General features: G+C 59.1%; 14 protein-coding genes and 2 other RNA genes. 6 read left to right on the top strand and 10 right to left on the bottom strand.

The annotated features are described in order from the left end of the window. Positions 1 to 49 precede the first annotated feature (49 nt). Positions 50 to 1,462 carry an FAD-binding oxidoreductase gene (locus CFBP4996_RS08625; protein ID WP_080851432.1) on the top strand — a complete coding sequence of 471 codons (1,413 nt, stop codon included), beginning with the start codon at positions 50 to 52 and terminating at the stop codon, positions 1,460 to 1,462. 91 nt (positions 1,463 to 1,553) lie between these two features. Next, positions 1,554 to 5,273 (top strand): AsmA family protein, encoded by a 3,720-nt coding sequence (locus CFBP4996_RS08620; RefSeq protein WP_080851436.1) that lies wholly within the window; start codon positions 1,554 to 1,556, stop codon positions 5,271 to 5,273. A 292-nt stretch (positions 5,274 to 5,565) separates the two neighbouring features. On the opposite strand, the gene CFBP4996_RS08615 is transcribed toward CFBP4996_RS08620, so the two are convergent. The 10 genes from CFBP4996_RS08615 to CFBP4996_RS08570 form a co-directional block, all read right to left on the bottom strand. Beyond that, positions 5,566 to 5,895, bottom strand: a complete 330-nt coding sequence (locus CFBP4996_RS08615) for a hypothetical protein (protein ID WP_080851439.1) — start codon at positions 5,893 to 5,895, stop codon at positions 5,566 to 5,568. Positions 5,896 to 6,129: 234 nt separating this feature from the next. Next, positions 6,130 to 6,339 carry a ribbon-helix-helix domain-containing protein gene (locus CFBP4996_RS08610; RefSeq protein WP_003522362.1) on the bottom strand — a complete coding sequence of 70 codons (210 nt, stop codon included), beginning with the start codon at positions 6,337 to 6,339 and terminating at the stop codon, positions 6,130 to 6,132. A gap of 113 nt (positions 6,340 to 6,452) precedes the next feature. After that, on the bottom strand, positions 6,453 to 6,656 hold the full coding sequence (locus CFBP4996_RS08605; protein ID WP_003522363.1) for a DUF4169 family protein: 204 nt from the start codon (positions 6,654 to 6,656) through the stop codon (positions 6,453 to 6,455). 44 nt (positions 6,657 to 6,700) lie between these two features. Continuing rightward, positions 6,701 to 7,213, bottom strand: coding sequence for an SspB family protein (locus tag CFBP4996_RS08600; protein WP_020812051.1), 513 nt, complete (start codon positions 7,211 to 7,213; stop codon positions 6,701 to 6,703). A gap of 229 nt (positions 7,214 to 7,442) precedes the next feature. Further along, positions 7,443 to 7,805, bottom strand: a transfer-messenger RNA (tmRNA) gene (ssrA, locus tag CFBP4996_RS08595). A gap of 10 nt (positions 7,806 to 7,815) precedes the next feature. After that, positions 7,816 to 8,176, bottom strand: a transfer-messenger RNA (tmRNA) gene (gene ssrA / locus CFBP4996_RS08590). A gap of 12 nt (positions 8,177 to 8,188) precedes the next feature. Further along, the gene (locus CFBP4996_RS08585) at positions 8,189 to 8,722 is read right to left on the bottom strand and encodes a hypothetical protein (RefSeq protein WP_080851440.1); all 534 of its coding nucleotides are present in this window, start codon (positions 8,720 to 8,722) and stop codon (positions 8,189 to 8,191) included. Then, positions 8,719 to 10,578 (bottom strand): hypothetical protein, encoded by a 1,860-nt coding sequence (locus tag CFBP4996_RS08580; protein WP_080851442.1) that lies wholly within the window; start codon positions 10,576 to 10,578, stop codon positions 8,719 to 8,721. The genes CFBP4996_RS08585 and CFBP4996_RS08580 overlap by 4 nt, the downstream gene beginning before the upstream one ends. Continuing rightward, entirely contained in the window at positions 10,575 to 12,500 is a 1,926-nt protein-coding gene (locus tag CFBP4996_RS08575) for a hypothetical protein (RefSeq protein WP_080851444.1), read from the bottom strand. Before CFBP4996_RS08575 ends, CFBP4996_RS08580 begins: the two co-directional genes overlap by 4 nt. Continuing rightward, positions 12,497 to 13,912 (bottom strand): site-specific integrase, encoded by a 1,416-nt coding sequence (locus CFBP4996_RS08570; RefSeq protein ID WP_080851446.1) that lies wholly within the window; start codon positions 13,910 to 13,912, stop codon positions 12,497 to 12,499. Before CFBP4996_RS08570 ends, CFBP4996_RS08575 begins: the two co-directional genes overlap by 4 nt. Before the next feature lie 1,049 nt (positions 13,913 to 14,961). Between CFBP4996_RS08570 and drmD the strand changes: the two genes are divergently transcribed. The 4 genes from drmD to CFBP4996_RS08550 are packed head-to-tail and all read left to right on the top strand — an operon-like array spanning position 14,962 to position 23,873. After that, positions 14,962 to 18,129 (top strand): DISARM system SNF2-like helicase DrmD, encoded by a 3,168-nt coding sequence (gene drmD, locus CFBP4996_RS08565; protein ID WP_080851447.1) that lies wholly within the window; start codon positions 14,962 to 14,964, stop codon positions 18,127 to 18,129. A gap of 2 nt (positions 18,130 to 18,131) precedes the next feature. After that, positions 18,132 to 22,028 carry an Eco57I restriction-modification methylase domain-containing protein gene (locus tag CFBP4996_RS08560; RefSeq protein WP_210241616.1) on the top strand — a complete coding sequence of 1,299 codons (3,897 nt, stop codon included), beginning with the start codon at positions 18,132 to 18,134 and terminating at the stop codon, positions 22,026 to 22,028. Beyond that, positions 22,021 to 23,070 (top strand): protein NO VEIN domain-containing protein, encoded by a 1,050-nt coding sequence (locus CFBP4996_RS08555; RefSeq protein ID WP_080851457.1) that lies wholly within the window; start codon positions 22,021 to 22,023, stop codon positions 23,068 to 23,070. Before CFBP4996_RS08560 ends, CFBP4996_RS08555 begins: the two co-directional genes overlap by 8 nt. Next, positions 23,067 to 23,873, top strand: a complete 807-nt coding sequence (locus tag CFBP4996_RS08550; protein ID WP_080851459.1) for a hypothetical protein — start codon at positions 23,067 to 23,069, stop codon at positions 23,871 to 23,873. The genes CFBP4996_RS08555 and CFBP4996_RS08550 overlap by 4 nt, the downstream gene beginning before the upstream one ends. The last annotated feature ends 48 nt before the right edge of the window (positions 23,874 to 23,921 follow it).

Below are 23,921 nucleotides of genomic sequence, written 5' to 3'. Positions count from 1 at the left end.
CGTAACGGATCGAATCCGTTACGGGCAGATGTTGAGGTGGAGACGGACGATGGCGCTGAAAGATGTGGTGGCGGGAAAGCGGAACGAAGAGGGTATCGCGTCTGCGCTCGCGGTGCTGAAGCAGCAGCTCGGCGACAGGCTCCAGACCGGACAGGCGTTTCGCGAGCAGCACGGCCACACCACCACCTATCTGACCCTGCAGGCGCCTGACGGCGTCGTTTTTGCCGAGAGTGCGGACGATGTGAAGGCGGTGGTAAAGGTCTGCGCGCAACATAAGGTGCCGGTCATTCCCTTCGGAACGGGGTCTTCGCTGGAAGGGCAGGTGAATGCGCCGAACGGCGGAATCTGCATCGATTTCAGCCGGATGAATCGCATCATTGAGGTGAATGCCGAAGATCTTGACGTGACGGTGGAGCCGGGTGTGACGCGCGAGGACCTCAATGTCTATCTGCGCGATACCGGCCTGTTCTTCCCCATCGATCCCGGCGCCAATGCCTCCATTGGCGGCATGGCCTCGACGCGGGCCTCTGGCACCAATGCCGTGCGTTACGGCACGATGAAAGACAATGTGCTGGCCGTTACCGCCGTCGTCGCCAATGGCGAGGAAATCCGCACTGCCCGCCGCGCCCGCAAGTCGTCCGCAGGTTACGATCTGACGCGGCTTTTCGTCGGTGCAGAGGGGACGCTGGGTGTCATTACCTCCGTTACGCTGCGGCTTCAGGGTATTCCGGAAAAGATCGCCGGCGGGGTGTGCACCTTCGACAGCGTCAAGGCGGCCTGCGATGCCGTCATCATGACGATCCAGATGGGGGTTCCGGTCGCCCGCATCGAATTGCTGGACGAGGTGCAGGTGCGCGCCTGCAATGCCTATTCCGGCCTGAACTATGCGGAGAAGCCGACGCTCTTCGTGGAGTTCCATGGCACCGAGGAAACGGCGGCGCTGCAATCGCAGCAGTTTGCGGAGATCGCCGCCGAATGCGGCGGCGTCGATTTCCGCTGGACCAGCGACGCGGCCGAGCGCAACAAGCTCTGGAAGGCGCGGCACGATGCCTACTGGGCGTCCCGCGCGCTCGCGCCGCATCTCGACGGGCTTTCCACCGATGTCTGCGTGCCGATTTCGCGGCTGGCGGATTGCGTGGTGGAAACCCAGCAGGACATCGAGGAAAACGGCTTTCTCGCACCCATCGTCGGCCATGCGGGTGACGGGAACTTCCACGTCCTCATCCTCTTCGACGGCAAGGACGCGGAAAGCGTTGCGAAAACCGAAGCCTTCGTCGCCCGCCTCAACCGCCGCGCCATCGCCATGGACGGCACCTGCACCGGTGAACACGGCATCGGCCAGGGCAAGATGAGTTTTCTTGCCGAAGAGGCGGGAAATGCGCTCGATATGATGCGTGCCATCAAAACGTCGCTCGATCCCGATAACATCTTCAATCCGGGCAAGTTGTTCCGTCTTGTCTGATCATTCTCATATTTGATTGGTACAAAAGGCTGCTTGCCGTTAAGGCAGAAAAGAATAGGTTTGCAGCGTTCGCGAAGGGAGATGCAGGTCAGTGCTCGGACGTATTCTGGTTTTTCTGGGCGGACTGCTGGCCGTGGTGCTGTTTTCGGCGCTGCTTATTCCCTATTTCGTCGACTGGACGGATTTCCGCCGCGATTTCGAGGATCAGGCAAGCCGTATTCTCGGCAAGAAGGTGGTGGTGCATGGCCGCGTCGAAGCCCGTATCCTGCCTTTCCCCTCGGTGACATTGCATGATGTGCGCGCCGGAACGGATGCGGATGGATCGCCGCTCATTCAGGTCGCCCGTTTTTCCATGGATGCCGAGCTTGCGCCGTTCCTCTCCGGCGAGGCGCGCATCTTCGACATGCGCATCGAGGAACCGAAAGCCAAGATAAGGCTGCTGAAGGATGGCACGCTGGACTGGATGCGCGGCAGCCGTGCGGAAATTCCAGCCCGCACCGTGGTTCTGGAGAGCGTGCAGATCGAAGGCGGGCAGATCGAATTCATCGACGAGCAATCCGGCCGCAACCGTGTCGTGACCGGTCTCAATGCCGACATGTCCGCCAATTCGCTGGCCGGGCCGTGGAAGGCGGAGGGACGCGCCGCCGTCGACGGGCATCCGGGCTCCTTCTCGCTTTCCAGCAGCGAGCCGGATTATGCCGCCGGCCGCATGGGGCTCAGGGTGCGGCTGGTGCCGGACGAACATCCGGTCGAGGTCGATCTCGATGGCGCGATTGCCGCAACGGCGGGAAAGCCGGCCTATAGCGGTTCTTTCTCCTTCAGTTTTCGCGAAGACGAAAAGCAGAAGCAGCAGGCCGGACAATCGCTGTTTTCCTCGCCGCGCACCCGCGGCAGCTTTGAACTCACCAATGAAAGCGTGCGTATCCCGAGCTACCGCATGGAGCTGGGCGGCAGTGAAAATCCCTATGTCGTGACCGGGGAAGCGACGCTCGATACCGGCGCCAAGCCGGAATTCCTGCTGACGGCCGATGGCCAGCAGATCGATGTCGCCCGGTTTGCGCCGCCCGTCGTGCAGGCGGGCAAGACCTCGCGCCAGCCCACCGCCTCTGTGCGCCAGCGTATCGAGGCCTTTGCGGCCATGGTGGCCCGCATTCCGGTGCCGCCGGTGCCGGGCAAGGCCAGCATCAGCCTTCCGGCGCTCGTTTCCGATGACACGACCATTCGCGACATCAGGCTGGATGTGCGCCCGGAAGGCAGCGGCTGGCAGGTGGTGAATGCCGTGGCGACCCTGCCGGGCCGGACGCAACTTGAGGCCAAGGGATCGTTGACGCTTCTCGGCGGCCCCGCCTTCAACGGCAATCTGCTTCTCGCCTCCAACCAGCCCTCGGGTCTGGCGAACTGGCTTTCCGGTTCCGTCGATCCGGCGATCCGCCAGCTCAATGCCGCCGGTTTTTCCGCCGATGTCTCGCTGACGACGCTCAACCAGCGTTTCGACAATCTGGAGCTTGCAGTTGGCGATGCGTCGCTGAAGGGTGAGCTCGAACGACGCTCCGACGGCAAGACCTCCAATCTTTCCATCGATCTTGCCGGTAACGAAATCGATCTCGATGCGCTGAAGGCGCTCGGCAGTCTGGCGCTTGGCGATCAGGTCGGCAGTTCCGTCCTCGACCACCGCATTACCGCAAAATTCAAGGCTGACCGGTTCAACATGGCCGGTGTCACCGCCAATCATGTCGAGACCGCCTTCACCATGGCGGGCGGCGTTCTCTCGCTGGAGAACATGACGGCCGGAGACATCGCCGGTGCGGAGGTCAGGGCGAGGGGTGAGCTGCAGGGTTCGCTGCTGAAATATGCGGGCAAGGGCACGGTGAATCTGCATGCGGCGGATATGCAGCCGTTCTTCACCATGCTGCAGCAGAAATTGCCGAACCATCCATTCCTCAGCCGTCTGGCGGCGAGCGCGCCGTGGTACGCCAATTCCGATCTCTCAATGGATGTTTCGGTCAATAGCGAAAATGGCGGCGCCAATGTCGCCGTTTCCGGCACGGTCAATGGCAGTCGGCTGTCGGCCGTGGCCAAGATGCCGGATTTCCTGTCGATCACCGATGATACCGCCATGTCGCTGGAAGCGGTTCTGAAAAACCAGTCAACGGCCATCCTGTTCGGGCAGGCGGGGCTCGATCCGCTGCCCTTCGATGCGGATGGCGAGGGGCTTTTGTCCATCAAGCTCAACGGCACGCTCGGCTCGCCCGCCCAGACCGAACTGCGCTTCTCGACGGAGCGCACGCATTTTTCGATGAACGGTTCCTTTGCCGTTGCGGCCGCCAATTTCGGTGAGGGCAGCGCCGACGTGGCGCTCGAAAGCGCTGACATCGAGCCCTATCTCATCATGAACGCCGTCGGCCTGCCGCAGCTTGGCGGTGGCATGGCGTTGAAGGCCAATGCGAAAGTGGCGGTGGATGGGCAAAAGATCGCGCTTTCCTCGATAGGCGGGCAGGCGGGCGGAAATCCGTTCTCGGGCAATCTGGCCTTCCAGCGCGCCGCGCCCTATCCCGTTACCGGCGATCTTGCGGTCAGAACGGCCGATCTCGCCTGGCTGGGCGATGCGATCTATGGGCCGGTGATCGATCCGGAAACCGGGGCGCTCAACGCCAAGCCGCTGGCCATGGCCGCCTTCCCGCAGCTCAAGGCTTCGCTTGCCTTGAAAGCGGAAAGCTTCGAGGCGGGCCCCTTCGGCACGGTCACGGGTGTTTCGGCCCAGGTCACGCATGATGCGGGCGGCCTCTCGCTCGACGATGTTGCCGGCACCTTCATGGGCGGCAAACTCACGGGACGGCTCGCCATGTCCACGGGCGAGGGGGCGGGCATTTTCCGCACCAAGATCGCGGTAACCGACGCCAATCCGGAGCCGATCCTGTGGGCGAATGCCAACGGGCCGGTCGCGGCGGGCCGGGTCGCCATCGACCTGACGGCCGAATCGACCGGCAAGAGCGTCGGTGAAATGCTGAAATCGGCAGGCGGTTCGGGTGAAATCCGGGCCGGTGGGCTGGTGCTGAAGGGGCTCAATCCCGGCACCCTGCCGCCGATCCTGCAGGCGGCGGACGGCTTGCAGCAACCGATCGACGCGCCCAAGGTGCGGCCGCTGGTGGACCAGAGCCTGTGGCAGGGCGAAATCGGCCTCGGCGATGTGGCCTTGCCATTCTCGCTGAATGGCGGCGCGCTTCATTTCAAGAATTTGCGTGCGGGGATCGATCCGGTAACGCTCACGGCCGATGCAACGGTCGATCTTGCTGCTTCGACGGTGAACGGCGACCTCGATCTCCTGTTCAATCCCGGCACCGAAACGGTTGCGGGGGCCGAGCCTTCGGTGCGCCTGAATTATAACGGCCCGCTTGCCGCGCCGGCTTTGACGACCGACGTTTCGGCGCTCAGCAATTACCTGTCGCTCCGGGCTTTCGAAAAGGAGCGCCGTCGGGTGGAGGCCATGCAGGCCAGCGTTCTCGAAAAGCAGCGCCTGCGCCGCGAAGTGGCGCTTTATCGCTCGCAGGCGGCCGAGCGGCAGGCCGAGAAGGAACGGGTGGAGGCGGAAGCCAAGGCCAAGGCCGAAGAAGAGGCGCGTTTGAAGGCTGCGGCCGAAGAACGCCTGCGTCAGGAAAAGGAACAGCAGGAGCGGTTGCAGCAGCAACAGCAACAACAGGAACAGGGGCAACAGCCGACGCCCGAGCGGCAATCGGCGCCGGTTCTGGTGGTGCCTCCGACGGAAAACGCGATCCGGCAACTGGCGCCTGAAAACGCTCCCGCCACGCCGTAAGCTTGTGTGGCAAGCGAGGCTGACTTCCTTTTAAGCTGGTTGACGAACGGCGCGGGGCTTCCCTCCGCATGCCGCGTCATGCTCCGGCCTGTTTTTTGACGTGTTTAGATTTTTGGTGCAGTTCCGAAGACGTCTAACGAAAGTGCGTTCTTCACCGGCGACTTCAAGGGGACCGGACAGCAATGGTTTGACCCAGCGATGAGGCCAAATCCGGCAAAGGTTTGCGACCTTCCGCGGCGAGCATTTTGCGCCGCCCATCAATCGCTTTGACGGAAAAATCCCGACGAAACTGTCAAATCCAGGTTTCGCGTTCGCCGAATGGCGTGTCGGCGTCGAAATTTTTGGTGCCGATCCTGGCGCTTTCACCGGAAAGGCTCGGATTTTCCGCATTTTCGCTCGACGATGCTGATTTTTCGGCGCTGTTTTCGAGAGCCTCAAGCTGAGCTTTGAGCGACGCGATTGCGCTCTTCAGCTCTTCCTGTGCTTTTGCTTCCGTGGTCTCAGCAAGCTCCGACTGCTTTTCGGCAATCTGTGCTTTCAGTTCGGAAACGCTTGAAGACGATGTGGATGAAGAAGACAGCAGGGAAACAGCGGTGCTCGTTCCCGAAACGGCAGAAACCATGGTCGCCTCGTGGCGGATGTGTGGAATGGAAGGATCTGAAACAAAATCTGAAAGCAAGGCTACGCAATACGGGGATGCCTTGGAGGGCAGATTATGCCGCTAATGTTTAATGAATACTTTCACGGCGTTACGAGTTTTCGGCGGAATTTTTCGTAGTGGCTGGATGGGTAAAATCCGGCTGGCGACAGGCCCGCTCGTGGCCGGAGCATCGTTGACAGGGCAGCTTGCGGAAGGTCAGCGGGTTTTCAGCCAGTTCAGCACATAAACCCGAAGCGACGAGGACAGATTGCTGTCGGCGGAGCGGTTGTCGTCTATTTCGGCGAGCAGGGCCGCGAAACTGATCTTGCGTCTTTCCGCAATGGTTTTCAGCTCGTCCCAGAAGGCGTCCTCGAGTGAAATGCTGGTGCGGTGGCCGTGCAACGTCGCGGAGTGCTTGCGGATCATCAGATCGGTCTCCGGTGAAACCGGTTGGAGGTCTGAATCATGTCTCCCCGGCAAGTCCCTGTTTTGCGATTCTTTTCCGATAGTCCCGAAATCCGCGACGGTCGGCCGGCCTGTCAGTCTTTGCCGGTCCCGTCATCGTTTTTTTCGAGCCGCCCCTGATCGAGCGCCTTTTCGGCCTTTTCGTTCAGGGCCGAGGTAAGATTTTTTTCGGTCTTGGTGCGGCCGAAGGACAGGCGGTTCTGCTCCGCCTGCTTTTCTTTTTCGCTACGGGCTTTCTGTTTGCGAAACTGACGCAGATTGACGATATCGGCCGCCATGGGGATATGTCTCCTCGGGTTTCGTAAGCTCGGCGTAAAAGCCGTTATTGCTTCTTGCGGAAGGCATCCAGCGAAACGACCGAGCCTTCCTTCTTTTCCTCGCCGGATTTGGGCGTCTCGGAAGCGGCAGCGGGCTTTGCCTCATGGGAAACGGGATAAGCGGTGATCTCCGCGTCTTCGATTTCTTCCTCTTCGGCCAGAGGCACGTCGAATTCGAGCTCGAAATTGACGGAAGGATCGTAGAAACCGCGAATGGCGTTATAAGGGATCACCAGCTTTTCCGGCGTATCCGAGAAGGACAGGCCGATTTCGAAGCCGGTTTCGGTTACTTTCAGGTCCCAGAACTGATGCTGGATAACAATGGTCATCTGCTCGGCATATTTCGCCTTGAGGTGCTGGGAAATCCGCACGCCCGGCGCGCCGGTCAGGAAGGTGATGAAGAAGTGATGGTCGCCGGGCAGACGGCCAGTTGCGGCCACTTCACCCAAAACCTTACGAATAACGCCGCGAAGGGCATCCTGTGCGAGAATGTCGTAACGGATATGATCCTGCCCCATGCGGTCCTGTCTTTCCCTTATTCGAACGTCTTTTCATGCACGGCGCGACTTGCGCGCCAAGGACGCTGTAACACTTTGAATCTTCGCGTAATCCTTGAGCCGGGATCATTTCCGATCCTGACGCTCACGCGTTGGCCAAGTATACGCAATGTCCTGAACGGCAGCAACGGAAAAGCCGATGCCGATTGCGAGTCAGCTATCATATAACCAATTCAGGCAAAATGGAGAAGGTGGAGGTTTCTGTTGCCAGGTACCTCCGAACCCCGCCTCACGGGGCTAACCGTGAGGACTTTAGAGCGGAATTCCCGCACCGCCATTAGGCAGCGAGAGCATATTCCTTAGCGTTGTTGTCGTTTGCAACTACACTTGTGACCCGATAACGGCGGTATCATGCCGAGCAAAAGTTCGATCTTTACGCCCTTGTCGATCCTATTTCGCCCCCATCAAAAGCCGGCCTTCGTTTCATGAAAGTCCGCCGGTTTTTGGTGGAGGCGCCGGGTACCGAACTTTATAAAGACAAGAGTTAAGTTAGTCGACGTAAGTGCTGAGCACAATCAATAGTTTGAACGCATTTGACGTGGACTAACTGACGGCTAGGATTAGGTGGAGGTTTCTGTTGCCAGGTACCTCCGAACCCCGCCTTACGGGGCTAACCGTAAGGACTTAGAGCGGAATTCCCGCACCGCCATTAGGCAGCGAGAGCGTATTCCTTAGCGTTGTTGTCGTTTGCAACTACACTTTTTGACCCGATAACGGTGGTATCATGCCGAGCACAGCTTATATCTTTCAATGCCAGTCGATCCCATTTCGCCCCCATCAACAGCAGCCGCTTTCGGCTGTTCTTGGTGGAGGCGGCGGCTTCGAAGCCGCGTCCTGTACATCTATTGCATATAAGGTTTAGCACCGTAGCCCCCTTGCGGGGGCATAATTGAGATAGATCATTCGCTATGAGATTTCAATGGGCACTATAGATCATCACCGTGGAATAGGAACGACTTTCATACCCAGTTTCTCTTTGAGGAATCGGTTTTCGCGCCGAGCCTGCCGGATGTCCAGAAACCAGTGATGGGCTCTAGTCGCAAGCCTTGAATATGATTCTTGGCTGTCGTCGTAGGACCTTTGGAGGTTTTCATAGAGAGCCTTAAGTTTGAGGTACTTTATTCTCCAACTGTCGTCTTTGTCCCTAGTCTCAACAGGTAGGGACTTCGGCAGCCGCTCATTCACATCCGCGAGAAAGGCGAGAACATCAGACTTCGTATCAGTCTTGTGCTTTTTCCCGTTAAGGAAGTTGTGGCCGAGGCCACACATTTCCATGAAGACGCCTTGCTCCAGTGATTCCTTGTCGTCGCCATAGACCTGTGCCGCGAGTTCGCCGCTCTTCAACATTCGCTCTACGAGCGTTTTCCCGGCCCGGATTTTGTCCAACGATCTGTCCGTTCGGTCGGCAGAGTGCTTCGCCAGACCATTGACGGCTTTTTTTGACACACTAATGGGCGCACGGGGTTTCATATCATTCTCCCAATTTCCGGGTTTAGGTTGACAATTTCATCGAGCTTGGGCTTGAGGTCTGGCCATGCGTGCAACTGCTCCCGGATATGATCTAGCCAATAAACTTTTTGGAGCCGAGATAACGACCCAAATCCTTCGCGTGCGACCTTCTCCAGCTCCCACTGAATGAGTGCATGGCGATGCCTCTCTTGAACCTGGTAGGGGCATTCGGCTGTGCATTTTCCGACATCGGGAAGGGTATCGCCCGTGAATTTGGAGCAAGATCCGCGCACAGATCCTTTTTTGACGCACAAGACACCCGGCATCACAGGTATAGGTGCGATGCCTTGGCGTAGGAGTTCCTCCAGAAAAACTTCAATTATTTCATTCACGACGATGCCCTGGTTTTCTGACATGAGCGCGGCCATACGCATTTCGATCCTGCGGCCCTGTTCGCCGCCCAGACCAGCGCCGCCAGCGGCAACGGTGCTTTCCAAAAGAGTCCGGGATTTATCCTGAAAGATGTCCATGCTTTCAGCGTGAATATCCTCTCGAACGAACGAGTTCGACAGCGCATAACCCGCGGTTTCTCCCCGGTGGGCGTGGTCAAGGATTACTTCGGCTGCGGCGAGTCCGTTGGTCACGGCACGGGCAGCGTTTCTTACAAGCGTTTTTCGCCCAGTGTAGGCCGTTAGGCTGAAGGGTATTTCGGTTATGCGGCAAAATGTACGCAGAACGTGGTTAAAGTTATTGGTGGTGTATTCGTTACCGCCATACGGTGGCGAAAAAAGTCGCTCCGTTGTTTTCTCGAACAAGTCATGCATTTCCTCAAGACCTGCTGCGACCTCGAAAAGGAGACTAGACACGCGCAGGTGACGTTGGACGCCGCGCCACGACTTCTGGGCCTTGGATGTTTCAGTGGTGAGTTCATAGCGATCGAATACAGTCGCCGGCTCACCGTCCACGATTCTGATGAAACCTCGCATGGCGGAGAGAAGTTCCGAGGGTCTCGGTCCGATCGCATCAGCGATCAAATAACCAGCCGCCCCATGATAGAGCCGATGGAAAATTGACGGATACGAGTAGCGAGAACGTTGCGCTCCAGGAAATCTCTCCAGGAGCCACATGCGGGCGTCAGGCACGGCAGCGACATCCTCGAGGCAGGCGCGAACCCAATTCGTGAAGTCCTCTCTGCAGTCAATAACGCGTAGCGCATTCGAAAGAACGAGTTGGCGCTCTTGGTCATTGAGCGGTTGTTCGCCTTTTTCCGTCGATGTGTCCGGGTTTTCGTTTCCTACTTCAATTTCGAAGTCGTAGTCGTTGAGGCCGTCTTGAATGTAGCCGAGCTCGGACAAGCGAACGAGCCGTTCAACCCAAAGCGCTACAATAAGCCTCGTACCCTGATTTCTGGAGTGAAGGTCTATTATCTGCTGGATGTTGTAAGGCGTAACTTCCGAAAGGCTTTCACAGCCACACGCCTGTACGGCATGCATGAATTTTCTGAGTATTTTGAAGGTCGCTGAAATCGATACGGGCTTTGCTCTGTGGCCGACGAGGCTCGCGTGATGCAGAAGAATCACAGCGATCTGCTTCAGTTGTTCCAGGAGGAGCGATTCTCCATTCAATTTCCAGGTGCGGCCGTCGCTCAATTGTGATCCACCAAGGAAATCCAAAATCCCTTTGTGACTCGATCCTGGGGGGAACCATTTTCGAGGCATCATCCAGCGCATGTGGAGGTAGAGGAAGCCCGGGAGAACGGCGAAACTGCCGATGTAAGGTGGCCGGATCCTGTTTAGCGTGCGCTCCCTCATGAGCCAAAGAATCGCGTCGTCCGCGTCGAGCGTCAGATCGTATTCTTCAAGCCGTTTGATCCTCATGTGCGTTGATCCACTGACGCCACGGACAGTCGATGGCGCTCGCGATCCACGGCTCGTTGCGGGAAGGCTGCTAGAATTCTTCGGAGGTTTTTCTGCCGCTGGCTTAATGTGTTTTGGATTTCCTTTGCTGCGCCAATATTGTCGAGCTGATGAGCGATATCCAAATCGTGCTGAACGAGCATTGTCAGTGAATCAGGTAAGAAGCGCGCCCATTTACATCCGTCGATACAGTTCTGTGAGGCGCAGCTAGTGCCCGGAGAGCTTACCGTGTTTAAACCTTCAGGCGGATGTGTGGGATCTGCGCATCGATTCCCCCATCTCGTCTCGGTTTCGGGATCCAAGATATTTTTGATCTGCCAGTCTTCCAAGCCTTGTGTCTTTAACGCAAGCTTCAGGGCCTCTAATGAGTATTTTCCCTTGCGAACGAGTTCCACAGACCGGTCGAATATCGCGACAAATAGGTCTTCGCTCTTTTGGAAGAATGCCCGCCGGCGAGCGTAGTCGCGGGCCGTCGCTGCGTTGCTGTGCCGCGCGAGCATATGAAGAATGACTAGGTTGTATGACGATGCCCGAAAGGAAAAATGTAATCCGGCATCGCGCAGCTCTCGGACGGTGGTGATACCGTACCTGCACATTCCATTGTGCAGCTCCGCAGGCGGGCCATTCAATTTGTGCGCAACCCACCGAAGCGAGGTAATCTGCAACTCAGTTTTGTATATGAAGAGATCATCCTTGATGAAAAGCAGCCGATCGAGCTCTGCCACTTCATCGGCCGAAAGCTCAGGCTTTCGAAGCTCGTCAATCCGCCGGCATATTTCTCGTCGCAGTGGTGCGGTCAGTTCCTTGACGAACTTCAAAATCTGGTACGGATGTGATTGTGGCTTTTTCAGACTTGGAAATGTTACCGCCGCAGGAGCGTCCGCTACTTTTCCTTTTTGTGCCCCTCGGCTCTTTGAGAGGATTATCATAACGTAACGGTCGTCGTCAGTCGCGGCGTCGAGGGCAAAGGGGTAAGGTTTCCACCAGTCTGATGATGCTTGGATGTCCGCGAGAGATTGGAAGTTCGCCATCGATCGAATGAGAAACATGACAACGAATGGAAGGAGGTCGCCGAGTCCGGGGTGATAGTATCTGAAGTGGGCGGATATCCCGTGAACCGTCTCGGCTCCGCGCTCATTACTGATGACGCTCACTCCGGGAGGCTTTTCCATTGCCGCAATTGCGGACTTATTGCCTTGGGCTATCAGCGTTGCATGGGTTACTGGCTTAAGCTGAAGAACTTCTCTGCAAAACCACAAACGGTTCTCGAGCGACTTCCATGAACCATGTGGTGCGCCCGAGCTTCGTCTGGGATCTCTTCCGGAAGTCTGCAGGGAACACGCGAGCGCGTGTCGGTTGCGAACAAGCTGAGCTTCTTCTTTCGCGAGCTTCATGAGTGATCGGCATTTCTTTTCGTCGAGCACATCGCGCTCCGCGGGGTCGGGATCGCGATATGGGTTCGGCGGAAGGATGGATGATGGAACTCCGATAGCAGTCATCAGGCGAAGAAAGAGGCGAACCTTAGAAGCGGCGCTGGCGAGGGTATGGCATTCGAACACGAAATAGGAGCCGAACGACCAGTCCACTTCTGCCGCGGTCGTCGGCACTGTTGTGTGGAATGCAGCTTCATACTTCCTGACAAATTTTGCGAAAAATCGTAAGAATTTGTTTATTTCACTCGCCGATTTGCGCTCTTCGAAAAAATTGCGCCTGATCTTGCTTTCGTTATCGCGGATAAGTGGGACATCAGAGAAAATTCCGAAATCACAGCCTCTCTCCAGGTCGCTAGTTGCGACCACAGGATGGATAGCTACATGCTGCCCAACATTCGACCGGAGAGAAATTCCGGCCGCTCGCTGACCTTTCCGCGGCCCTTTCTTCAATTGAGGCCATCCAGTGCTTCGTTCCAAGCGCCATAGAATTTCGGTGCAAGCCACGAGTGGATCAGCATTTCGATGTAGGTTTCTGTGTCTTCGAAATGCTCATGCCCGAGATGCAATTGCAGCGTTCGGGCAGGAAGTTCGGCGATCTGATAAATTTGTTCATGGGTTAGCTGGTCAACAGGGATTCCTGCTTCGGCGGCCCGCGCTTCAATATGGTGTTTCAGGAAGTAGCAAGCGTGGAGATGTCTGCATGTGTGGGCAGTGATCCGAACCGACGGCTTAAGCCGGTCGTTGGCTCTCGTTATCGCTTTACTGAGCGCTTCATTCGAGAGGGGTCTTCCTTCGCTATCTATGAACAGATGCGCGGTTGCGTCGACACTTGCGATGCCGTTCCGTCGCAAGATGTCGCGCCTAGGGCCATCCACAAAGTTCCATAGTGACTGGATCCAGCCGACGCGTGCGTGGCAAAGCCTGACTTTTCGCCCTTTCCCGATTATTCTCATACTGAGCGCCGGCGGGTTGGAGAAGGCAAGCGCTCGATCGGGCAGAACGCCAATCATAGCGTCATCGCTAAGAGAGTATTTGAGGAGCCGCGGTTCACCGCTCCAGCTATAGTGACAGACATCGCGGTTTCTGTCCGAGACATCGCGCGAGTACACCACGCCCGGCAGAAGGGCGTTTCGTTGGTTTTCGTTGAGGCGCCATCCCAGCTCATACATGTTCATGGTGGCCTTCCTGTTCGTAACGGGCGTTACAGCCGTGAAAAAGTCGAGCATCTGCTCGGGTGAAGGAAGAACGCCGTCGCCAGGCTTCTTTCGTGTTCGGCGAAACTGAGGCTTCTCTTTTGGGTCGTCGTCGGCTGTCGCTTTCGACGCGTAATTCGCGTTAGCCAATTCAATCGTAGACCTCGCGGCAAGAGAAACGGGCTCATAATCGAAGTCCTCGATGTAGCCGTGCTTTTCCATCCATTGATAACAGAGAAGCTGCTCGTGCAGCCGGGGAGCGATCGTCGATCGCGGGTGTAATTTGTGCGGAACTCCCGTCTGCCAGTATCGTTGGCTCCAATATCCGCGCCGCATCGCGTCGAGGTACGGTCCTTCGACATGCCATCTTTTTATTTCGTTCCACGCAATGATCCCCAAGTCGGGATGCGCCTCCTCGGTTTCAGCCCAAGTCACTAGGTCGCAAATTTTGTAACCAATGCCCTCGATGGTTTCCTGGGCCAGCGGTTTTAGTCTGGTGTGTGGCTTGTCGATGTTGCGGGGGTCTATCTTGCCGCGACCGCGATCATGCATGAAGTGGTTGATCCCGTCGGGATAGTCGTCGTCTTGCGTCAGGATGAACGGCAGGTGCGATATCACGCGACTTCGCGAGGGGACATGCCGCTCTCCGGGGAATTGCATTGACGCCATGCTCTGTGCTCCCAAGCCCTTTCAGGCTATGCTCTTTATGCGTGTATATCTCTAGCGAGAACTCGGGCGCAAGGGTAAATGACTCGATTAATAAGTCAAGGTTTGGTTTAACATTATTGTTTTAAATCAGATAGTTGATGTCAACAATTGAGTAAAGGATTCATGCGGATGCTGTTCGTTCAAGAATCACCTTGGGATTGAATCTTTGGTTGTGCGCCTGCGAGTCTTTGGGCCAGCAACTCGCCCTAAACGACGTGGCTACGCGCGTTCTGAAGTAGCCAAATCATTTCAAAGACTTCACAATGTTGACCGATCAGCGTGCGGTGGCGACAACCACATTTTCTTGGCGAACCATGAATCCCATCACAGGAAGCCATGCCGCGAGCTCATAGGCATCGATCAAAGGACTCGGCGAAGGGTGAAGCCGAGCGCGGGTATCCTGGATCTGAACACGCGTGCGAGCCGTCTTTTGGGTTTGCACGTCTCACGTTCCTGTTGTGAGCCATCGCGAGCTCAGATTCCCAAGAGGGGGATTTGGAATCAAGCTCGTGCCAGCACGCCTGAACGTCGGCAACGGCCGAAGAAGCTGTCCGGCTTTCACACGCAACTTTCGGCCAATTCGGCTAATCGCTATCGCGGGGAGGTCGCCCCATTCGGCGGTATAGTCGTTGCTCGAGAAAATCGTCCTCGTCCAGGCCAGGTGGAAGGGAGCGTCGCGAAATGGCAAGTCGGACGGCAGGGCGTCGCCCTCAATGATCCGCAGGCGACGGGCTTGGCCAAGTAGCGCACTCCTCACTGGCGTTCGATCGCTTCGAGCTTGACGCTCGGCTTAGACAGTGAGGCTTCGTCCCCAATGGCGATTCGTATGGAGCGTTGGGGCCGTCAGCCAACAGTCGGCTTGTGACATTTTGGAGGGCAATACTGGGCATCTACGTAAGCAACGATATTTCAATCGAAAATTCATTGGCCATTTAGGATTGCGCCCGCTACTAGGGGTTGGGTAATTATGAAATTGTGGCAGCACCCAAGGTGCTTCCCGTGGGGGGATTATGGCGCCATCAGTAGGACAGTTCGTGCGCGTTAGAGCGCGCCGCTGGCTGGTGGAGAGTGGACCGCTAAGCACTCTCTTCCCAGTCGTTAAGCTAGCCTGCATCGATGACGATGCCGCAGGCGAGACGGTTGAAGTTCTCTGGGACGCCGAACTTGATGCCGAGGTGCTAGACGACGAAGGCTGGGGACAGATCGCCAAGCAAGGCACTGACGACCCGGCGACCTTTTCAGCTTACCTCAAGACGCTCCGGTGGAACACGGCAACGTCGTCAGACCGAGATCTGTTTCAGGCGCCGTTCCGTGCCGGAATTCATCAGGACGCCTTTCAGCTTCTGCCCCTGCGCAAGGCGCTGAAGCTACCCCGTGTGAACCTCCTCATTGCCGACGACGTCGGTGCGGGTAAGACGATCGAAGCCGGCCTCGTCCTCCGCGAGTTGTTGCTTCGTCACCGCATCGATTTTGTCCTGGTTGCCGCACCTGCTGGCACGGTGCGTCAGTGGCAGGATGAGTTGGAGACTAAGTTCGGCCTCTCGTTCACCATCGTCGACCGCGAGCATTTAAACACACTGCGGCGGGAACGCGGATACGGTGCCGAGCCCTGGTCATCAGGCTCGCGATTCATTCTCTCGCACTCGCTGTTGACGGACGAAACCTATGTCGCCGGGTTACGCGATCTGCTCGGCGACTTCCGTCCGCGCTCGCTGCTTATTCTCGACGAGGCGCATCATGCGGCACCCGCCAGTGGCATGAAGTATGCGATTGAAAGCCAGTTCACCCGCGTCGTCCGCGGTCTTGCAGACCGGTTCGAACACCGCCTGTTCCTGTCGGCCACCCCACATAATGGGCATTCGAACTCCTTTTCGGCACTGCTTGAGATCCTTGACCCACAGCGTTTCACCCGCGGTGTGCCAGTCCGGCCGAAGGATCTGGATCCGGTGATGGTTCGACGGCTGAAGTCGGACCTGCGCTACTTCGGCGAGCGCTTCCCGCTTCGCAAGGTGGAGCCTATCCAGATCGCCGATTTGCCGCAGAGCGCGCCCGAACTCGAGCTTGCCGCTATGCTGCGTGAGTATGCCGACGCGGTGCGGGCGAAGGCGGAGGGACTGCCGCCGCGGCAGGCCGGATACGTGCGGCTGACGCTGGTCGGTCTGCAGCAGCGGCTCTTGTCCTCCATTGCAGCCTTCGCACGGACGCTGGAGGTGCATCGCAAAGGACTGATGCGGGCGGCGGAAGGAGAAACGGTAAGCTTCGCGGCCGGCGCGCTTGGTCAGGCTGCCGAAATGGAAGAAGAGCCTCAGGACGAGGCTGCCGCGGAATTGCTGCTCGATCAGGACGAGAACGCAGCGGCCGAAACGGCGGGCATGGCCACAGCCGCTGTTTCCGACCTCGCAATGGTCGATGGTATGCTGAAGATAGCGCGCCGGCATGCGCAGGAGCCGGATGCACGTGTCGTTCGCCTTGCCCAGTGGATTCGCGAGAACCTGGCTCCAGGCGGGCTCTGGAACGAGCGCCGACTCATCCTTTTTACAGAGTACGAGGACACTCGGCGCTGGCTGGAAAAGCGCCTCCAAGAGGCGCTCGACGATCTCTTGCCGGACGATCGCATCGCGTGCTTTACCGGCGCAACTTCGACGGATAGGCGCGAGGAGCTGAAGCGCCGATTCAACGCCGATCCGACGGAAGACCCGCTGCGAATCCTTATCTGCACCGATGCCGCCCGCGAGGGCATCAATCTGCAGATGCGTTGCCACGACCTAATCCACTTCGATCTGCCCTGGAATCCTGCGCGGCTTGAGCAGCGTAATGGTCGTATCGACCGCAAGCTGCAGCCTTCTCCGGTCGTGCACTGCCGATATTTCGTCTACGAGCAGCGTGAGGAGGACGTCGTTCTGCAGGCGCTGGTTCGCAAGACAGAGAAGATCCACGACGAGCTAGGATCTGCTGGCCAGGTCATTGCCGAGCGTATCAACCGGCGGCTCATGCAGGATGGCATCCGCGGCGCCAAAGGGCTCGCCCGTGAGATCGACGGCGACGGCGAGACACCCGACGAGCAAACCCAGACGGCCGTCGAGGAGATGGACGATACGACCGTGGCGCGCCGTGCCCGCCAGGCTAAGGAGCTCGACGACCTCAGATCCGCGCTAGAGGACTCGCGTGTGCGCGTCGGTGTTGATCCGAACGACCTTAAGGCGGTGATGTCGGTTGCCCTCACGCGCACGGGTTCCTCGCTAGACGCTCACCGTGACGGCGCGGTCGGTGAGACCTCTACCTTCCGTCTCGACCCGTCGGAGCCCGCTTTCCAGACGGCGGGTTGGGCGGAAGCACTGGACGACCTGCGCATTCGCCGCCGCAAACGCGGTGAGACCCTGAAGGACTGGCGCCGCGATGTCCCAGTTCGCTCCTTTAGCTTCAAGCCTGCCATCACCTCGGCGGGCGTTGATGCCGAGGGCGTGGTTCAGGTCCACCTAGAGCATAGGCTCGTCCGGCGCCTGCTGGCGCGCTTCCTGGCGCAAGGATTCGCATCTGGCTTGTCAAGGGCGAGCGTGGTGATTGGTCCCGGCGCCCAGCCGCGGGTCGTGTTGATCGGCCGTCTGGCGCTCTACGGGCCGGGGGCTGCGCGCCTCCACGAGGAGATCATCCTGGTGACAGCGGCATGGACGGAAGCTGGGCGGGGCAGCAAACCGCTGAAGCCTTTCGGTCCGACGCGTGAGGCAGCGACCCTTGTCCAGCTCGAGGAAGCGTTCCGGGCTGCTCGCGTGCCCGCACCCCAGATCGTTGATCGCATCCGCCAGTACGCCGCCCAGGATGCTGCTGACCTGGAACCGGAGTTGCGCGCCCGCGCCGAGGAAGCCAAAGCCGAGGCGGCGAAGGATCTAGCCAGGATCGCCGAGGCGGAGGCGACCTCGCTGAAGCGCCTGCTGGAGGACCAGCGCGCGCGCATCGCCAAGGCCGACGCCGAGCCGGACGACAAGCAGATGAGCTTCCTGCCCGAGATCGTAGAGGAAGTCGAGCAGCGGCGGCGCGACAGACGACACTGGAAGGCGAAGCTCGACCGCCTCACGAACGACATCGAGACAGGCCCCCGCCGCGTACGTGAGTCCTACAGCGTGGTCGCGGACCGGCTGGAGACGATAGGACTCGTTTACCTCTGGCCGGAGGGGAATTGAGCATGGCAGCATTCGATCCAAACGAGGAATGGCTCGGCCATGTCCAGCCGGTCGGGCTCGTCGTCGCCCCGGTGGTGCTGAAGGCCTATGAGCTTGTTCCTGAGCAGCAGACGCGCTCTGATACCGAGGCGATCAAGTCGCATCTGTCGCTAAAGGACTCTGGACCGGCGCTTCTCGATCCTTGGACGTTCTTCGCCGACATTCTCGGCTGGCGGCCGGGCCGAGTGGCGGGCAGCCCCGGCGGAGCGCTGATCCCCGACGATCTGGTTCTGCGAATTGAGGAAAGCGACATCGAGATCGCGCCGCACTGGGCGGTCGCCGATCCTGAGGGCGGCTGGCAGATGCTGGTCCGTATCGAGGCAGCGGGCGTCGATCCAGACGGCCGCGGCGCCCTGGAGGGCTGGGAAGCGACACCGCACCAGCGGTTGGAGCGCCTGTGTAAAGATCGGGGGGTCCGCACGGGAATCCTTGTGACCGACAGTGAACTGCGCCTCATCCACGCTCCCCGTGGCGAGACCAGCGGCTGGCTGCGCTTCCCACTCCGCTCGCTCGGCGAGGTGGGCGGACGGCCGATGTTGAGCGGCCTGAAGCTGCTTCTTTCCTCCTTCCGGCTGCACAACGACGCGCCAGAGCGCCGCCTGCCGGCGCTCCTCCAGAAGAGCCGCGACGAACAGGCCGAGGTTTCGACCAAGCTCGCAGCGCAGGTGCTCGGCGCACTTCACGAGCTGATGCGCGGCCTGCACGACGCCGACCGCGCCCGCATGGAGCGGCTGGCCATCGAGCGGCCGGAGCATGTCTACGACGGCCTGCTGACCGTGCTGCTACGCCTAGTATTCCTGCTGTACGCCGAGGATCGCGAACTCATTCCCTCGCGCACAGACGCCGAGGCCCGGCGACTCTACGACCAGGGCTATGGCGTGCGGACGTTGCATGCGCGGCTGATGGAGGATCGCGCTCGGCACGAGCTAAGCATGCACCTGCGTCGTGGCGCCTGGTCGCGACTGCTCACGCTGTTCCGCCTCGTTCATCAGGGAGACCGCTCCGGCGACTGGATTCGCGGGCGTGGCGGCAAGTTGTTCGATCCCGCCGCCTTTCCCTTCCTGCAGGGGCAGGACGAAACCGAGGATTCGCCGAGGCCAGCCGAGGTATCGGACGAGTGCTTGGCGAAGGTACTCGACCGCCTCCTGGTGCTTGGAGGAGACAAGCTATCTTACCGCACGCTCGACGTGGAGCAGATCGGCAGCGTCTACGAGACCGTAATGGGCTTCACGGTGGAAGCCATGGACGGACCTGCGCTGGCCATACGCGCGGGAAAGAATGACCGGACACCGGTCTTCGTGGACCTGAACAAGCTGCTCGCGGCGAAGCCGAACGACCGGGCGAAATTCCTCAAGGAGGAAGCAGACCGAGGCAAGGTGACGGACAAGGTCGGCAAGGCGCTGAAGGAGGCCGACACGATCGAGGAGCTCGTCGCGGCACTCACGCCCATCGTCGACGAACGCGCCTCGCCGGGTGCCGCCGTCGCGGCTCCCGGCACGCCGCTCTTGCAGCCGACCGACGAGCGGCGGCGGACGGGCAGCCACTACACGCCCCGTTCACTCACTGCCCCGATCGTGCAGCACGCGCTGGAGCCCGCCTTCGAGCGCATCGGTCCGGACGCCACGCCGGAGGACGTGCTTGAGATCAAGGTCTGCGACCCGGCCATGGGCTCGGGCGCCTTCCTTGTACAGGCTTGCCGCGCGTTGGGCGATCGGCTGGTGCTGGCTTGGGCGCGCTGGCCGCAGACTCGCCCCACCATACCGCCGGACGAAGACGAGCCGCTGCATGCCCGGCGGCTGGTCGCACAGCGTTGCCTCTACGGCGTCGATAGGAACCCGCGCGCGGTCGACCTCGCCAAGCTGTCGCTGTGGCTGGCCACGCTCGCCCGCGACCACGAGTTCACGTTCGTCGATCACGCGCTGAAATGCGGCGACAGTCTCGTGGGCCTGACCAAGGACCAGATCGCGGCGACGCACTGGGACACGACGAAGCAACCGACCTTCGTCGGGAAGCTCGTGTCCGACCATTTGCGGGAAGCCGAGCGGCTGCGTTTCGAAATTCAGAAGCGGGCGGAATGGGCGACTGCCGCAGAACTCGGCGCGCAATTGCGCATCGTAGACGCGCGGCTCGACATGGCGAGGCTTGTCGGCGATGGCGTGCTCGCCGCGTTCTTCTCGGCAGGCAAATCGAAGCCTCGCATAGCCGCGCTGGTGGATTTCCAGAAGATCGTCCAGACCAATATCACGGCGTCGGACTGGTTCGACCGCATCGTGGCTCGTTCACGCAGCCTCACCACCGGTAAGGGCGCACTGCAGCCGTTCCACTGGGAGGTGGAGTTCCCCGAGGTGTTTGATCCTAGGGCACGCGCCGGCAATCCCGGTTACGACGCCATCGTCGGCAATCCGCCCTTCGCCGGCAAGAATACTATCATTGCCGGAAATCGTGACCACTATCTGTCCTGGCTGCAGGCCATGCATGAAGGGTCGCATGGCAATGCCGACCTAGTGGCGCATTTCTTCCTGCGCTCATTCCACCTGTTGCGCCAGGGCGGGGCTTTCGGACTCATTGCCACCAATACCATAGGCCAGGGCGATACTCGCGCGTCAGGTCTAACAAAAATCATTGCTGATGGAGGCGCGATTTTCCGCGCCACCCGACGGCTAAAGTGGCCGGGCGAGGCAGCAGTTGTTGTTTCCGTCGTTCATGTAATGAAGGGTAGTGCGGTCTCGCCGGTGCTCGATTCAAAACAAGTGCGCCGCATCTCAGCCTATCTGGTGGAGGGCAATCTTGATACCTCGCCGAACGCGCTGGCAGCCAATTCGGGAAGGGCCTTTCAGGGCTCCATTGTTCTCGGCATAGGATTCACCTTCGATGATGTTGCCGCTACGAGGGGTGAGGCAGAAAGCCTCGAGACGATGCGGACGCTGATCGCGAGCGATCCCAGAAATGCGGAGCGCATTTTTCCATACATCGGTGGCGAAGACGTCAACAACGATCCGACAAGCAGCCATCGGCGATATGTAATCGATTTCGACGAAATGACCGAAGTTGAGGCTCGGAGTGGATGGCCCGACCTGATGGGCATCGTTGAAAGATTAGTCAAGCCACAAAGAGATAAGGACGCCCGCAAGGCACGCCGCGAACGATGGTGGCGTTTCGGGGATCGGCAGCCGGGTCTCTATAAGGCTGTTGCAAACCTTCCTCACGTTATCGCGCTGTCACAGGTGAGTGCACATCACGCATTAACGTTGATCCCGAGGACTGCGGTTTTTGATCAGCGCCTGATCGTTTTTGCCTACTGCTCCCTGAGCGTTTTTGGCCTCCTACAGTCACGGCTGCACGAAGGGTGGGCGCGTTTCTTCGGTTCGACATTAGAAGATCGCCCTACGTACACGCCAAGAAAGTGCTTTTCGTCTTTTCCACTCCCTTCCTCTTTCGAAACCACTCCTATCCTCGAAGCGGCCGCCGCGAACTATCACGCCTTCCGCACCCAGTTGATGATTGCCCGCAGTGAAGGCCTAACCAAGACTTACAACCGCTTTCATGCCCGTGGTGAAAACGCCGCTGACATCGCCCGTCTGCGTGCGCTGCATCACGAGATGGACGTAGAAGTGCTGCGCGCCTATGGCTGGGATGATCTAGCAAACCGCGTATTGCCTGAGTTCATCGAGCAGGACGCCGATGAAGGCAAAACGCCCAAGACCCGTCTCGACTGGCCTGAAGAGTTCAAGGACGAAGTCCTTGCCCGCCTACTTGCGCTGAACGCTGAACGCGCTGCTGCTGAGCGCGCGGCAGGGATGGTTCCGGTGGATGAAGGAGAAGATGACGAGGTAGACGGCAGGGAGGAGAACGATGCCTGATATCATTGTTTTTCATACGGCATGGATGGCCAAGTACGATGGAGACCGTGCCAGCTTGAGTGCTGGCGGCTTCAAGTTCGCTGCCGAGAATGGCTACGGGCATGAGATACTGAATTTCCGCAACATCGACGGCATGTGCTACGGCTACGTGCCGCCAACCGGAAATCTGCATTTGGAGAAGCACTTCGATGTGCCGCGGCATGCCGAGAAGCTGGAGGGAGCGACAGTCGTGTGGACCGCGCCGCATCCTGAGCAGGGTGGCCGCGCGGTAACCGGCGTCTGGTACAACGCGACGGTCTTCCGCGAAGTCCAGCATCCTAAAGGCAAGCTTGCCCGCAGGCGCCTGATCGACGGCGAGGCTGCCAGTTTTCTCTGCACCGCCAAGGCGGAAAACTGCGTGCGCTTAGATCCTGATGCACGTCCGATCTTTGTCCGACCGGGTCAACCGCGCAACGGTCAGTCTTGGCCGGGGCAACAGAAAGTATTCTACCCCAAACCGGGATCTCCTGCTCTTAAGCTCCTGAACAAGATCCTCAAAAACATCGATCTTGGAGAGACGTCGACAGATAGACGCTCCGGCAGCACGCCTAATGCCAAGCGTTCGGGCTGGCAGGCAGACGTTGAAAGGCGTCGGAGGATTGAAGAGGCGGCTGTCCTGGCGGTTGGTTCGAAACTAGAACGCCTCGGTTTCACGATCGAGTCGGTGGAAAAAGAAAACCTTGGTTATGATCTGGTCGCCACCAGGGACGAGGAGATCCTGCACATAGAAGTCAAAGGACGGTCCGGAAGCGACGTAAGTGCTGAACTGACCGTAAACGAGTTTGATTGCCTCAAGAACTACCAGAGCCAGCGCAATCCCAACGCGCACTACCGGATCGCGATTGTCACCGACGCCCTTAACAAACCGATCATCAACGAGTTCGTGATGGTACGCGGACAGAAGTCGCAATGGTGTACGCTCGACGGCAGACTGCGCTTAGACTTCGAGGAGCGCATGGCAGCAAGGCTGACGAGCGCTTTGAACCTGGAGACGCCAGAATGAGCAAGGCCGAAACGATCCGATGCGCCAAGCTCGGCAAGAAGGAGCTCCGCCTCGTCCGGATGAACGGCCGCTACTTCGGTCTCGCCGATGGCATTCGCTGCGCCGAAGGAGAGAACGCCGACGACGTCTGGCGGCAGTTGCACGATGACGCGGGGAAGAGCGACCCGAAATACTTCGGCTTCGACGGAGCCAGGAAGCGCTTCCTGACCTTCTTTCCGAACGGCTTCCATTCCGACGGATACGCTTCGCAGGAGCGCGACTATAAGCTTGCGGCGAAGGCTAAGCTTGACGACACAGCGCCGCTCGAGAAGGCGGTCGATGGTACAGGCTTCGGCGAAGCGGTGCTGGCCGTGTTCCGGGCCACCAACATGCTCTCGCCCTTCGAAAAGACGCGGCTTCAGGATGTGCTGCGCGGTCCCCGTGCCGACGATTTCGTCCAAGCTGCAGCGCGCTTCACGCTGGACGGCGGCAAGTCACACCTTCTCGCGATGGAGCAGGCGCTGAAGCCACACGACAACGCGAAGTGGACTGTCTCGACATACCTGCCGTATCTCTGGCGGCCCGACATCCATATGTTCCTGAAGCCGGAAGCCACCAAGGATTTCGCAACCCGCGTCGGCCACCGCTTCGCCTCGGAATACGAAGCGCGGCTTAGCCTGCCGGTCTACGAGGGCTTGCTCGACCTCGTTGCGAAGACAGAGCGGGAACTGGCCGATATACGTCCGCGTGACAGAATCGACATCCAGAGCTTCATCTGGGTGGTAGGCGACTATCAGCAAGGACGGGAAGCCGTCTACGAATAGGACTGGGTTAGCAGGAATCGCCGGACGCCGACGAAAACTGAGGGGGAG

This window comes from Agrobacterium leguminum, assembly GCF_005144435.2.
Taxonomy (GTDB): Bacteria; Pseudomonadota; Alphaproteobacteria; order Rhizobiales; family Rhizobiaceae; genus Agrobacterium; species Agrobacterium leguminum.
Note: the sequence above shows the minus strand (reverse complement) of the source record. Positions and strands in the feature narration are given on the sequence as shown.

Coding starts and splice junctions, on each gene's coding strand:
- CFBP4996_RS08555 (WP_080851457.1), top strand. CDS start 22,021: ATGCCTGATATCATTGTTTTTCATACGGCATGGATGGCCAAGTACGAT.
- CFBP4996_RS08550 (WP_080851459.1), top strand. CDS start 23,067: ATGAGCAAGGCCGAAACGATCCGATGCGCCAAGCTCGGCAAGAAGGAG.
- drmD (WP_080851447.1), top strand. CDS start 14,962: ATGGCGCCATCAGTAGGACAGTTCGTGCGCGTTAGAGCGCGCCGCTGG.
- CFBP4996_RS08615 (WP_080851439.1), bottom strand. CDS start 5,895: ATGGTTTCTGCCGTTTCGGGAACGAGCACCGCTGTTTCCCTGCTGTCT.
- CFBP4996_RS08560 (WP_210241616.1), top strand. CDS start 18,132: ATGGCAGCATTCGATCCAAACGAGGAATGGCTCGGCCATGTCCAGCCG.
- CFBP4996_RS08625 (WP_080851432.1), top strand. CDS start 50: ATGGCGCTGAAAGATGTGGTGGCGGGAAAGCGGAACGAAGAGGGTATC.
- CFBP4996_RS08570 (WP_080851446.1), bottom strand. CDS start 13,912: ATGGCGTCAATGCAATTCCCCGGAGAGCGGCATGTCCCCTCGCGAAGT.
- CFBP4996_RS08610 (WP_003522362.1), bottom strand. CDS start 6,339: ATGATCCGCAAGCACTCCGCGACGTTGCACGGCCACCGCACCAGCATT.
- CFBP4996_RS08600 (WP_020812051.1), bottom strand. CDS start 7,213: ATGGGGCAGGATCATATCCGTTACGACATTCTCGCACAGGATGCCCTT.
- CFBP4996_RS08605 (WP_003522363.1), bottom strand. CDS start 6,656: ATGGCGGCCGATATCGTCAATCTGCGTCAGTTTCGCAAACAGAAAGCC.
- CFBP4996_RS08585 (WP_080851440.1), bottom strand. CDS start 8,722: ATGAAACCCCGTGCGCCCATTAGTGTGTCAAAAAAAGCCGTCAATGGT.
- CFBP4996_RS08580 (WP_080851442.1), bottom strand. CDS start 10,578: ATGAGGATCAAACGGCTTGAAGAATACGATCTGACGCTCGACGCGGAC.